Annotated in this window: 13 protein-coding genes; 5 read left to right on the top strand and 8 right to left on the bottom strand. The window is 42.9% G+C overall.

The window, feature by feature from the left end; genetic code table 11:
- Window positions 1-185: 185 nt before the first annotated feature.
- The 7 genes from lysM to CRG89_RS03280 all read right to left on the bottom strand — a co-directional run bounded on the left by lysM (window position 186) and on the right by CRG89_RS03280 (window position 6383).
- Window positions 186-683 carry an HTH-type transcriptional regulator LysM gene (gene lysM, locus CRG89_RS03310; protein ID WP_197706583.1) on the bottom strand — a complete coding sequence of 166 codons (498 nt, stop codon included), beginning with the start codon at window positions 681-683 and terminating at the stop codon, window positions 186-188.
- A gap of 22 nt (window positions 684-705) precedes the next feature.
- Complete coding sequence (locus tag CRG89_RS03305) at window positions 706-1926, bottom strand: aspartate aminotransferase family protein (RefSeq protein ID WP_197706584.1); 1221 nt, start codon at window positions 1924-1926, stop codon at window positions 706-708.
- 28 nt (window positions 1927-1954) lie between these two features.
- Window positions 1955-2761, bottom strand: coding sequence for a [LysW]-aminoadipate/[LysW]-glutamate kinase (locus CRG89_RS03300; protein ID WP_103286928.1), 807 nt, complete (start codon window positions 2759-2761; stop codon window positions 1955-1957).
- A gap of 106 nt (window positions 2762-2867) precedes the next feature.
- Window positions 2868-3920, bottom strand: coding sequence for an N-acetyl-gamma-glutamyl-phosphate reductase (argC, locus tag CRG89_RS03295; protein ID WP_103287893.1), 1053 nt, complete (start codon window positions 3918-3920; stop codon window positions 2868-2870).
- Between the two features lie 29 nt (window positions 3921-3949).
- Complete coding sequence (gene lysX / locus CRG89_RS03290) at window positions 3950-4912, bottom strand: lysine biosynthesis protein LysX (protein WP_197706586.1); 963 nt, start codon at window positions 4910-4912, stop codon at window positions 3950-3952.
- Window positions 4913-4918: 6 nt separating this feature from the next.
- Window positions 4919-5092, bottom strand: coding sequence for an alpha-aminoadipate/glutamate carrier protein LysW (gene lysW/argW / locus CRG89_RS03285; RefSeq protein WP_103286926.1), 174 nt, complete (start codon window positions 5090-5092; stop codon window positions 4919-4921).
- On the bottom strand, window positions 5085-6383 hold the full coding sequence (locus tag CRG89_RS03280; protein ID WP_103286925.1) for an argininosuccinate synthase: 1299 nt from the start codon (window positions 6381-6383) through the stop codon (window positions 5085-5087). Before CRG89_RS03280 ends, lysW/argW begins: the two co-directional genes overlap by 8 nt.
- 73 nt (window positions 6384-6456) lie before the next feature.
- Here CRG89_RS03280 and CRG89_RS03275 point away from each other — a divergent pair, with 73 nt between their 5' ends.
- The 4 genes from CRG89_RS03275 to CRG89_RS03260 all read left to right on the top strand — a co-directional run bounded on the left by CRG89_RS03275 (window position 6457) and on the right by CRG89_RS03260 (window position 11473).
- On the top strand, window positions 6457-7149 hold the full coding sequence (locus tag CRG89_RS03275; RefSeq protein ID WP_103286924.1) for an ACT domain-containing protein: 693 nt from the start codon (window positions 6457-6459) through the stop codon (window positions 7147-7149).
- 53 nt (window positions 7150-7202) lie between these two features.
- Window positions 7203-7736, top strand: a complete 534-nt coding sequence (locus CRG89_RS03270) for a tetratricopeptide repeat protein (RefSeq protein ID WP_103286923.1) — start codon at window positions 7203-7205, stop codon at window positions 7734-7736.
- 79 nt (window positions 7737-7815) lie between these two features.
- On the top strand, window positions 7816-8952 hold the full coding sequence (locus CRG89_RS03265) for a metallophosphoesterase family protein (protein ID WP_103286922.1): 1137 nt from the start codon (window positions 7816-7818) through the stop codon (window positions 8950-8952).
- A gap of 22 nt (window positions 8953-8974) precedes the next feature.
- Window positions 8975-11473 carry an AAA family ATPase gene (locus CRG89_RS03260; protein WP_158648688.1) on the top strand — a complete coding sequence of 833 codons (2499 nt, stop codon included), beginning with the start codon at window positions 8975-8977 and terminating at the stop codon, window positions 11471-11473.
- An 18-nt stretch (window positions 11474-11491) separates the two neighbouring features.
- Here the strand turns inward: CRG89_RS03260 and CRG89_RS03255 are convergent, their stop codons facing one another.
- On the bottom strand, window positions 11492-11929 hold the full coding sequence (locus CRG89_RS03255; RefSeq protein WP_103286920.1) for a DsrE family protein: 438 nt from the start codon (window positions 11927-11929) through the stop codon (window positions 11492-11494).
- Between the two features lie 199 nt (window positions 11930-12128).
- Here CRG89_RS03255 and CRG89_RS03250 point away from each other — a divergent pair, with 199 nt between their 5' ends.
- Window positions 12129-12419: a winged helix-turn-helix domain-containing protein gene (locus CRG89_RS03250; RefSeq protein ID WP_103286919.1), complete on the top strand. Its 291-nt coding sequence runs from the start codon at window positions 12129-12131 to the stop codon at window positions 12417-12419.
- Window positions 12420-12519: the final 100 nt, after the last annotated feature.

Here is a 12519-nt window from a genome sequence, read left to right as displayed (position 1 = left end):
TTTCGCTATCATATTAGCATTTTATTTCAATAAGATGTCATTTAAAGACAATATTGGTATAATAAATGCCTGATAGCATTATGATAAAGGGGAGTTTGTACGAATTCCAAACATAATGTATCAACAACCAAACACCACCCCTGTACACTGGAACAGGTTAATCCACATGAAAATTTATGAAGCCATCAGGTAACTACCCTCAATATTATTACAGTATTTGTATCATCAACACCCTCTATCCTCCTTACATCATCTATACACCTGTTTATCTCTCCAATGCTAGATGCGCTTATTATCGCTGCAATATCATACTGACCAGTTATCTCATACACAACCTCAACACCCCTCAATCCTTTAAGCCTCTCTGATACCTTTGCTGTATCTACAGATGGCTTAACAGATATCAAGGTTATTGCACTTGTCTTGTTGCTCATACCCAACTCTATTGTGAAGCGCTTTATTATGCCAGAGTCTATCAAGTGCTTTATCCTCCTCCTAACTGCTGACTCTGATAACCCTACAGCCTTTGCTATCTCAACGTACGATCTCCTGCTATCCTCCTTAAGTATGCCTATTATCCTCTCATCTATACTATCTATTGCTATAGTATGATGATGCTTGTTATTACTACTACTACCATTATTATTACTGCTACTATCTCTTCCCCTCCTCTCCCCTATCATACTCTCACCCTATCCTCCAATATCATACAACCCCTCTCCTCTCCTCCTCCCTAGTAAGCAATCTATCGAGGATAGATAATGCCCTTGATGCTATATCCTCATCTACTACTAATGGGGGTAGGAGCCTTATCACATTCCTGCCAGAGTAGAGCATCATCAGCCCATGGCTTAGTCCATCCATCAACACATCTCTTACATCAAATCTTAACTCTACACCAAGCATAAGCCCTAAGCCCCTAACATCCCTTACCACCTTGTGTTTATCCTTCAACGCCAAGAGCCCATCCTTCATATACTTACCCATTCTAGATGCATTGCCTACAAGATCATCCTCGATTATACAATCTAAGGTTGCCTTGGCAGCAGCACATGCCAAAGGATTACCTCCAAATGTATTGGAGTGCTCCCCAACCTTCAGAGCATCCATAACCTCCTGCCTTGCTAGAACAGCGCCCATAGGCACTCCTCCAGCCATACCCTTTGCAATACACATTACATCTGGCACAACACCCCAGTGCTCAGATGCCCATAGCATTCCTGTCCTTCCCAATCCTGACTGTATCTCATCTAGGATGAGGAGTAGATCATACTTGTTGCATAACTCCCTAACCCTTGCAAGGTAACCATCATCTGGCACATTTATGCCCCCTTCACCCTGTATGGGCTCAAGGATTACAGCGCCTATACTCCTCCTCTCTCTACTATCCTGCTCAAGCAACTCCTCCAGCCTATCAGCATTACTGTAAGGCACAAAGTTAACCCCATCAAGCAATGGCTTGAATGGTTCTCTATACTTGCTTGCATATGTTATCGAGAGCGCACCCATGGTCTTGCCGTGGAATGAGTTAACTGCTGCAACTATACCATGCCTCTTTGTGTACTTCCTTGCTATCTTTATTGCTGCCTCACATGCCTCTGCACCACTGTTGCATAGGAAGACTTTGTTCAACCCTTTAGGTGCAACACTAACAAGCCTCCTGAGAAACTCAAGCCTAGTATCATTATAGCATGAGCAATGGCATGTTATAAGCCTCTCAGCCTGTCTCTTAACTGCATCAACAACCTTATCATTGCAATGACCAACTAGGGCAACACCATAACCAGCCATGAAGTCTATGTATGCTTTACCATTGCTATCCCATACATATGCCCCCTTGCCTCTTACAAGTTCAACAGGGTAGCGTTGGAATACATTTGCTATGTAAGAATCCTCTTCCTTCATCCTTGATCCTTCAAGACTCATGCTCACACCTTCCATTCATGCTATAATGCTACTTGCCATTGCTTATAACTGTACAGTTGAGATGCTTGAGTGCACTGCTTATAGGACTCTCAACCTTGCCAGATGCTATTATAGCTTCCCTTACACCCATGCTCAATGCTTCAGTACATGCTAGAACCTTCTTCTCCATCCCATGCCCTATCCTTGGGAGCAACCTTTTAGCCTCATCAAGGGTTAGATGCTCAACCAACTTGCCATCCATCATAAGCCCATTTACATCAGTCATGAAGAGCACTCTATCAGCCTTGAGTGCCCCAGCAACGTATGCTGCTGCCCTATCCCCATCAACATTGAGCATCTCATACTCATCCCCTATAGCAACTGGGGCTATGACTGGAGTGTAATCTGATGCTAGAAGCATGTTAAGTAGTGCTGTATCAACCCTGCTTATCTTGCCTGTATAACCTCCCTCTATTGCAACCTTCCTGCCCCTCTCATCTATTATTACCAACTTCTTCTTCCTCTCAGCAGTTATAATACTAGCATCTATTCCAGATAGACCTACAGCCCTTATCCCATGCTTTAGGAGCATGCTTACTATCTCCTTGTTTATCTTCCCAGCCATGACCATTGTAAATATCTCTATAGTCTCTTTGTCTGTATACCTACTCCTTATCCCTCCTGGTGAGACTACAAAGCGCTGCTCCTTGCCCAACTTACCTGCTATCCTTGTTACTTCTTTGCCTCCACCATGAACTATAACAAGTTTATCACTGCTTAACACATACTGTATATCCTGTAGAGTGGTTGAATGCAGCCCATCTACTATGCTTCCTCCTATCTTTATGACTATCATTGCACTACACACCCTCCAATGGCTAGGTTTGTGATACCATCTTCATTAGATAGCATAATAGTTGTTATCATCATCATAATAATAAATCACCTTAACCATCAAAAGATCAGACTGGGGTCAAGGGTGTTATCAGTAGACCTTCAACCTCGTTGAATCCATACATCACATTCATACACTGCACAGCAGAGCCAGCAGCACCCTTCATTAGGTTATCACTTGCAGATAGTGCAACTACCCTGTTGTTCCTCTCATCTATATCGAAGCCAACATCGCAGAAGTTAGAGCCTACTACGAACTTTGGATCTGGGTACTTGTATAGACCTTTGGTATCCCTTATTAGCCTCACGAATGGCTCGTTCCTGTACATGCCTCTATACGCTCTCCACAACTCCTGTATGGTTGTACTCCTCTTCAAGAATGCATGGTTTGTGCATAGTATACCTCTAACTATGTTTACTGCATGAGGAGTCATGCTTACACTAACCTTCCTCCCTGCTATTATACTAATCTCCTGCTCAATCTCAGCTGTATGCCTATGCTTTACAGGCTTGTATGGTCTAACTACACCATAACGCATGGCATGATGTGTGCCAGAGGATGGTTTGCCACCAGCACCAGATGAGCCTATCTTGCTATCAACAACTATATGGTCAAGATCTATCAGATCATGCTTTGCCAATGGAGCAATTGCTAGGAGTGATGTTACAGCCATGCATCCAGGGCATGATACAAGTTTAGCATTCCTTATCTCATCCCTATGGAGTTCAGGTATACCATATACAGACTTGCTAAGGAGATCTGGGTATGGATGGTCCCAGCCATAGTAGTACTTGTACAATTCAGGGTCCTTGAGCCTGTAATCTGCACTAAGATCTATTATCCTTACACCTTTATCGTATAACTTCTTCACTATCTCAACAGCCTTACCATGAGGCACTGCTGTGAAGACTAGATCACAGTTGCTACCCAACTTATCGAGGTCCATGGGAGAGAAGGTTATCTCAGTGAACCCTCTTAGACTTGGATGCACCCTATGCACATACTCCCCAGCATACTGCCTAGATGTTACCATTGCTAACTCAACCTTGGGATGTGTTACAAGCAGCCTAAGCAGTTCCCCTCCAACGTACCCTGATGCCCCTACAACCCCAACCCTTATCCTCTTCTCTCCATTGCTGCTACTTGTGCTCACGCTCTAACCACCTTCATAGCATAACTAACTATCTCCTGCGCTATATCAACGCTACTAACGCTTGCTGCACCCCTAAACTCTACAGTGTTGTTAACCTCATGTACAAGCAATCCTTTAGCCTCATCCTCCATTATATCTATGCCTAGTACTCCCCCTCCAACAGCCTCAGCAGCCCTCAAGCATGTATCCTCCAACTCCTTGCTTATTGGGCATGGTTCTGCCTTGCCTCCCCTTGCAATGTTTGTCTTCCACTCTCCCTCTGCTGCATATCTATACACTGCTGTTATCACCCTATCCCCAACAACTATTGCCCTTATATCCCTTGGTGGTCTTCTAACATACTCTTGAAGGTAGTATATCTTACTCAATGGGTTTGGCATCTCCTCCCTCATCTCAACTATGCTCTCCATCATCTCCCTATCCTTCACAGGTATGACCAACCTTCCCCAACTCCCAACTATAGGCTTGAATACTAGTGGGTAGCCTAGACCATTTGCAATATCTATCGCCTTCTCAGCACTGAATGCAAAGTATGTGCTTGGTGTTGATACACCATGCTTGGCAAGTGCTAGTGAGCATAACAACTTATTGCCACATATCTCAGCAACACTATACCTGTTTATTGTAGGTATGCCAAGGGATTCAAGGCATGCAGTTATGTACAGACCTCTATAATGGCTTATACACCTCTGGATCACAACATCCCCAAGGCTTACACCATCTAACTTTGCATATGCATTGATACTAGTGTTATTGCTATTAGTATTATCATTGCTATCTCTATGTTTGATGATAGTATCTGTACTGAATACAAGGTCCTTGGCATCAACAAGCCTTGCATTATAGCCAAGTTTAAGTGCCTTATCCAACAACTCCTTCTCCTCCCATCTAAGCCTATCGAATACTATTGATATAGTTGTACCATTATTGAGATTACCTCTACTCATATTCGTGCTCATACTTACTTACTCACCCCAATCCTCACCTATACTCTCTGCAGGCTTGAGTGTGACCTTGCCATTAGAGTGAGCAACTTCGTAGTTTGCTCCACAATCTGGGCAAGTAACTATCTCACCATCTACAGCATCATCTGGCACATTCAACTCCCTATCACACTCCAAGCATCTAACCTTAACCATGCATACTCACCCCATCTACACCTTTTGCAAGTCTATCTTGATGATAAGGATGAGGGTTAGAGTGAGGGCTAGGATGAGGGTGGATTTGGATGCTCCTAACCCTATTTGCAACTATACTCTGAAGCCCCCAGAGCTCAACGAACCCTCTTGCTAGACTCTGATCGAAAGTTGAGCCCTTGCTGTATGTTGCCAAACCCTCATCATATAGAGAGTATGTAGATGATCTTGCAACTACCCTGAATGCACCCTTGTACATCTTTACTGTTACCTTACCACTGACATACTCTTGTGTAGAGTCTATGAACCTATCAAGATCTGCCCTCAATGGTTCTAGCCAGAGACCAGAGTATACAAGCATGCTCCACTGCTGCTCAACCATCTGCTTGAACCTCAACTGGTGACTTGTAAGCACCAACTTCTCCAACTCTTTATGAGCCTCTATTATGGTCAAGGCTGCTGGTGCCTCATACACCTCCCTAGACTTTATGCCTACAACCCTATCCTCTATATGATCTATTATGCCTACACCATACCTCCCAGCCTTCTCATTTGCATACTCTATCATCTCAACTATACTACTTCTACCATCCCCATCTGCCCTAACATCATCTATGGCAACAGGCACACCATGATCAAACTCTATATGCATGTAGCCAGCATCATCTGGCAATAGTTTTGGATCAACATTGACCCATCTGAATGCATCTGCATCAGGCTCTCTATCTGCACTCTCAAGGTCGCCCCCCTCTATTGCTCTGCCCCATAGGTTCTGGTCTATGCTGTACCTCTTTGCTTCAGATGATACCTCTATACCTTCCCTTCTAGCAAACTCTATCTCAACATCTCTAGTCATATTCATATCCCTTATAGGTGCAATTATGGTACATGATGGCATCAATGCCCTCATCGTTATATCAAACCTAACCTGATCGTTGCCCTTGCCAGTACACCCATGTGCAAGCACATCTGTACCCTCCTTTCTTGCTACATCAACCACCTTACTTGCTATCAATGGTCTTGCCAATGCAGTAGCAAGAGGGTACTTGCCCTCATATAGCCCATTGGCTTTTATGCATGGCATAACATAGTCCCTAGCAAACTCCTCTCTAGCATCTATGGTGTAGTGCTTAACAGCACCAATAACCTTTGCCTTCTCCTCTATAGCCTTGAGATCATCACCCTGACCAACATCTACAGTTACAGTAACAACATCATAACCATACTTAACCTGTAACCATCTTATCGCTACAGATGTATCTAGCCCTCCAGAGTATGCCAGCGCAACCCTCATAGGGTGTAATCTGCAGATAACGCTACATTTATATTTTTTGTTCCTAGATTACCAATATAGGTGATATTGACTAATGTTGGTCAGACAGAACATAACTAAGACTGTCAAGGCCATAATTGACAACGATCTTGCCTTTCAAGATGCGCTGCAGAGAGGCTATGGTAACTTCAGTGCAATGGCAAGGATGATCAAGCCAAGTGTTGATGCTATCCTAAACAGAGATGTAAGCATAGAGAGCATAGTCACAGCATTGAAGAGGATAAGACATAACTACACATTGCCAAGTAAGAGTATAGAGAGCATAATAGCAGATAGCAAGATAAATGTAAGGACTGATGTTGCAAAGATCTCCATAGCAAAGAGTAGGAGCACTATAGAGAAGGTATCTCTACCATTGAAGGAGCATTACGACTCTTTCATAAGTGTATCTGAGGGCATAAACTCTGTAACCATGATATTCGATGATATAATACTGGAGAGGATGAAGGATATATTCAATGAGCATCTTCTTGAGGTTGAGGATGACCTTGCTGCAATAATAGTGCAGAGTCCAGAGGAGATAATAAAGACCCCAGGATGTGCACTTGTATTCTATAACCAACTTGCTAGGAGGAGGATAAACATAGAGGATACTGTAAGTTGCTACACAGATACCATAATAATAGTGAAGATGGATGATGTTGCTAGAGCATTCAATGCATTAACAGATCTTATATCAGAGAGCAGGAAGCAGATTGCAGGTATCTCACGTGGATATAACTTCTAATTTCTCCATATAAGGGGAAAAACCTAAATACTTCGCCTACATTACTACTCTAAATGAAAAGGGATGTTAAGATGCTTTACAATAAAGGTAACCATCTGATAGAATCTGGTAGGTTTGAGGAGGCTATAGCATGCTTTGATAAGGCTATAGAGATGGATGGGAGGGATAGCATGGTATGGAACCTTAAAGGGTTTGCTTTATATGGGCTAGGAAGGTTTGAGGAGGCTATAGCATGCTTTGATAAGGCTATAGAGATGGATTGGGGGAATGCAAAGGCATGGTACAACAAAGGTGTTGTATTACTTGAGATGAAGAGGTTTGAGGAGGCTATAGCATGCTTTGATAAGGCTATAGAGATTGATGAGAGAGATGCTGGAGTATGGAATAACAAGGGGGTTGCACTCTACAAGTTGAAGAGGTTTGAGGAGGCTATAGCATGCTTTGATAGAGCGTTAAAGATAAACCCGAGGGATGTGAAGGTGTGGAGGAACAAGGGCAATGCACTTGTTGAGTTAGGGATGCTGAACGAGGCTGTAAAGTGCTTCAACAGGGCTATAGAGATAGATGCACGGATAGGAGGAATATAATGTATGTTGGGTAGATCAAGCAAGAAATACCATGCGCCTTTAGGTTAACATTATTAACCCTCTTCAGGCTAGTATATGCATGCAGATACTGCATATATCAGATACACATCTAGGCTGCATGCAGTTCAACCTTAAGGAGAGGGAGGAGGATGTGTATGAGGCATTCAATGAAGCAATAGATACTGCAGTAAAGGATAGAGTTGATGCTGTCATACATGCTGGGGATATATTCCATACCCCAAAGCCATCTGGTACTGCAATGCTCAGACTTGGTGAGGCGTTGAAGAAACTTAACGAGTATGGTATAAGGTTCTTCTTTATACTAGGGGAGCATGATATAAGCAGGGTAAGGGATACCCCATCCCCATACGTATTTCATAGGCTTGGGATGGCAACATATGTAGGAGATGGTAAGCCCCATATCCATAAGGATATGCTACTCATAGGCTTCCATAAGCATAAGAAGAGTGAGAGTGATGATCTGAGGGGAAAGTTAAGGAGCATCATCAACCTTGCTGATGCAAAGAGGAGGGTACTTCTGCTCCATCAAGGTTTAGGTGAGTTCCATCCATATGCCAACGAGTTGAGCATGAATGATCTTCCATTAGGATTCAACTACTATGCCATGGGTCATCTTCATGATCATGCTATGAAGCCTTATGGAGATGGTGTAGTATGCTATCCTGGTTCAATAGACCCTACTCCCGGTGAGGGTATAAGGGAGTTCAAGAAGGGCTTCTGCATAGTAGATTTATCTGGAAGTGAAGCAAGGGTTGATTTCATACAGGTTAGATCATCAAGGAGGCATATGGAGTATGTTATAGAGTATGAGAGGCTTGATGATCTTATAAGTAGAGTTAGGGAGGATGTGAAGGGGCTTAAAAAGAAACCTGTAGTAGCAGTAAGGATAAAAGGTAGCAAGGGCATTGATAGTGCAACGATAGCAAGCATACTCTCCAGACTGAACGATATCTGCCTTCACTATAGATGGGAGGTTGAGAGTACAAGCAAGGCTAGTGCTGGTAGGTTGTATGATGCAAAGCCAGATATAGATAAGGAACTCCTTAAGCTTGCAAAGGATGCGCTTGCTAATGAGGATCATGCTAACCTTGCAATAAATGAGTTGCTACCTTTGCTTAGTGATGGTGATGTAGATGGAGCAATAGACATGATATGGAAGAGGTTTGAGGAGGGTAGATCAGCAACGGGTAGATGATGCATAATCTAGGTGTATGCTTATGATTGATAGCATAACACTTGTAGACTTTATATCCCACAGGGATACAACCATAAGGTTTGGTGATGGTGTTACCGTATTCATAGGCAGGAATGGTTCTGGCAAGTCATCTGTTATAGATGGTATAACATATGCACTCTATGGTAAGCATACAAGGCGTAACAACAGCAACCTTGTAAGGCATGGTGCACACCACTCCTCCCTCATACTAGAGTTCTCAATAAATGGCAAGAGGTACAAGGTTGAGAAGAGGCTGAGTGCTAAAGGTACTCTAGAGTCTGGTGTGCTCTACGAGTTGAGTGGTGGTTCATGGAAGATGCTTGCTGCAGGGGAGAGGAAGCAGTTTGGAGAGTCTATGAGTAATGAGATAGCAAAGATACTTGGCTTAGATTATGATAAGATGAGGGTTGCTGCAGTTATACAGCAAGGCGAGATAGATAGGATAATTGAGTATAAACCCAAGGAGTTCAAGGAACTTATAAACAACATAATAGGAATAGATAGGCTAGATAATGCTTATGAACTCATGAGGTATGTTATAGATGGCTTCAGGGAGAGGTTGAGAAGTGTATATGGATACGATGATAACAGTAGAGATACACTAGCAAGGGATGTTGAGAGGTATGAGAAGGATGTTGAAGAGATGAGGAGGATGATCTCAAGGATAGAGGAGGATGTGAGGAGAGTTGTAGAGGAGAAGGTTACATTAGAGAAGGAGTATGAGGAGATGAGAGGCAAGAGGGAGAGGTTTGAAGGTTTGAAGGTAAGGGTAAGTAACCTACTCAACTACATAGGTGAGAGGAAGAGATCCTTAGAGAGGGAGGTTGAAGAGATCAAGGCTACAATTAGTAAGGCTGAGGAGTGCATGATGTTTGTTGAGCAGGAGGAGAAGGTTAAGGCATCTTTAGATAGTGCTGAGGAGAAGGTTAATAGGCTTGATGAGGAGATCAGCAGATATAAGCAGGAGCATACTAGGCTTGAGTCGCTGAAGAGACTAGTTGCTGATAAGATGACCCTTCTTAGTAATGCAAGGGAGCAGTTATCTACTGTTGAGAGGCTAAAGCATGTTCCAGATGAACTATCAAAGGTGAAGGAGAGGCTACAGGAGGTGAGCTATAGAATCTCTAGCAGTAATGAGGAGATGGGCAGATTGAAGGGGTTGATGGAGTGTGCATCTAAGATTGAGTTCAAGGATGGCATCTGCCCTGTATGCAACAGTAAAGTTGAGAGGATAAACCCCTTATTCGATAAGAATGAGTTGAAGAGAAGGATACAAGATGCTGCAAGAGAACTTGATATACTTAAGAGAGAGTATTTAAAACTTGAGAATAGGCTAAAAGAGTTAGAGGGTTATAATGAGCAGTTGCATATGGCTAAAGGCTTCCTAGAGATGAATAAGATAGCAAGCATCAACAGCATCTATGCGTTGGAGGAGGAGGTTAACTCTCTGAGTAGGGAGGTTAATAGCATCAATACCATAAAGAGTAAGATAAACAGCCTTGTGGTTGAGAGGAACGATGCTTATGATATGATGAAGGAGTATAGGAGGAGGCTTGATGAAATAAATAAGGCAAGAGCGTTCCTTGATGCAAAGAGTATTAAGAACAGGGATGATTTGGAGAGGTTGAGGAGAGAGGTTAGGGAGAGAGAGGGATTAGTTGGAAGGTTAAAGATCTTCTTGGATAAGGATGCTCAAACTATTGCCTTATCCATGATATCACCATCTCCAGCATACAACATAGATGAGTATGCAATAGATGAGTATAGTAAGAGGCTGGTTGGGGAGATAGTAACCCTAGCAGGCGAATGTAAAGGGTTCTCAGAGGAGAGGTATATGAAGATTGAGCGTAGGTTAAAGGAGGTTGAGAGAGTTGAGAGGGAGAGGGAGAAGGAGCTTGCAGGTCTAAAGAGTAGGTTAGATGCCATCACCAACGATCTTGAGAGGCTAAGGGGTACTCTTAAAGTGCTAGATCATGCATACAATCATACAACTATGCTTGAGAGGATAAGGGAGAAGGCATTCCATAGGAATAGCATAGTTGCAAGAAGCCTAAGGTCTTGGGCATTACAGCATATATCCGATAAGGCATCTGAGTATGCTAAAGCATTCTCAATCGATATATCAAGGATAGAGTTGGTTGAGGAGGAAGGTAACAATGAGGTTAACATAGCATGCTATGGGAGGCGAGGGTTAATAGATCTAGCATCTATGAGTGGAGGGGAGAAGGTTGCTATAGCACTAGCCCTAAGATTTGCAATAGCCTATGTCATGGGTGGTTATAGGTTAGACTTTGTTATAATGGATGAGCCTACAGTGCATCTTGATGAGGAGAGGAGGGCATCTATAGTAGAACTCATAGGGCTCCTTGCAGAGGGTTCAGCACTGAAGCAGATAATAATCATAACGCATGATAGCGAGATATTTGAGGATGCTGATGTTGACCATCTCTACAAGTTTGAGATGACTGATCAGGGTACGGTTGTAAGTGAGGTTAAGTGATACTCTGCATTGTAGCAATCACAGAAATACTATCATGCCTCCCTTCTTTGCTGCTGGAAGTGCCTCGTTGAGGAAGCCTATAACATCCTCAAACTCAACCCCTTCCTCTAGGGTATCCTTCCTTATACCCATCTGGATGAGCATCTCCTTGCTTGGTCCACATGCAGTAACCTTAACCCCTGCTGCTATAGCATCCTTGAGATACTTCTCTAACGGTGGTGCTCCAGCAAGCGTTATCTTTGACGCACCTCCCTTCTTCACTATCTCTAGAGCATCCATGGTACAGTAGACCTTACATTTAGCGCCCATTGTAACACTACCCAATGCAAGTACAAATGCAGGGTATGCTCTGCTAGGCTCTTTGGATAAAAGCACTATATGCACCTCCTGCTCCTCCTCCCTCTCCTTTCCTTCTTCATGACCCTTGCTCTTACCATTTCCCTCCTTCTCGTCCATCACCAACTTTTCCTCCCTCCATTCTTCCTCCTCCTTGCATGTTCTATGGTTTATACACAGTATCTTTTTAAATATTCCTCAATATACCATATGGTAACTATTATACATAAATTGTAACAGAATGAGAATAAGAGGCTTTTTCACCTACTGGTAGTAGGTTTAAGTGATATTTTTCTTTCAATTGCGTATATGCTATGGTATGCACTACAAGCGTGAAGGACTAGATATAATAATGATGCTGTTGAGCAGCATGAAGGAGAGGAGAACCATAACACAGATAATGCATGCTGCAAGGCTTGACACAAGAACCTCCAGCAAGTACGTTCAGATACTCCTGAAGAGAGGCCTGATAGAGAGGATAGATGATGGAGGAGGCAGGGTATGCTATAACATAACTGAGAAGGGCTCTAGGTTTCTATTACTCTGCGAGGAGTTGAAGAACATACTGAAGGATAATGCTAGTGAGGAGATAAGTCTAATATACATCTAATATTAGTTATCTGCAGAAGCGAGAGAGCTTTGCGGAATTAGCAATTATAATTGCAATAAATAGCTGTTGAAGATCATGAAGGTATAGATTATACAATATA

Source organism: Candidatus Nitrosocaldus islandicus, from assembly GCF_002906215.1.
In the GTDB taxonomy this organism is placed as follows: Archaea; Thermoproteota; Nitrososphaeria; order Nitrososphaerales; family Nitrosocaldaceae; genus Nitrosocaldus; species Nitrosocaldus cavascurensis.
The sequence above is the reverse complement of the archived record's forward strand: the minus strand, read 5'-3'. Positions and strand labels throughout refer to the sequence as shown.

Coding starts and splice junctions, on each gene's coding strand:
- CRG89_RS03275 (WP_103286924.1), top strand. CDS start 6,457: ATGTTGGTCAGACAGAACATAACTAAGACTGTCAAGGCCATAATTGAC.
- CRG89_RS03280 (WP_103286925.1), bottom strand. CDS start 6,383: ATGAGGGTTGCGCTGGCATACTCTGGAGGGCTAGATACATCTGTAGCG.
- CRG89_RS03300 (WP_103286928.1), bottom strand. CDS start 2,761: ATGATAGTCATAAAGATAGGAGGAAGCATAGTAGATGGGCTGCATTCA.
- lysM (WP_197706583.1), bottom strand. CDS start 683: ATGATAGGGGAGAGGAGGGGAAGAGATAGTAGCAGTAATAATAATGGT.
- CRG89_RS03265 (WP_103286922.1), top strand. CDS start 7,816: ATGCAGATACTGCATATATCAGATACACATCTAGGCTGCATGCAGTTC.
- CRG89_RS03270 (WP_103286923.1), top strand. CDS start 7,203: ATGAAAAGGGATGTTAAGATGCTTTACAATAAAGGTAACCATCTGATA.
- CRG89_RS03255 (WP_103286920.1), bottom strand. CDS start 11,929: ATGGACGAGAAGGAGGGAAATGGTAAGAGCAAGGGTCATGAAGAAGGA.
- CRG89_RS03305 (WP_197706584.1), bottom strand. CDS start 1,926: ATGAGTCTTGAAGGATCAAGGATGAAGGAAGAGGATTCTTACATAGCA.
- lysW/argW (WP_103286926.1), bottom strand. CDS start 5,092: ATGGTTAAGGTTAGATGCTTGGAGTGTGATAGGGAGTTGAATGTGCCA.
- lysX (WP_197706586.1), bottom strand. CDS start 4,912: ATGAGCACGAATATGAGTAGAGGTAATCTCAATAATGGTACAACTATA.
- CRG89_RS03260 (WP_158648688.1), top strand. CDS start 8,975: ATGATTGATAGCATAACACTTGTAGACTTTATATCCCACAGGGATACA.
- CRG89_RS03250 (WP_103286919.1), top strand. CDS start 12,129: ATGCACTACAAGCGTGAAGGACTAGATATAATAATGATGCTGTTGAGC.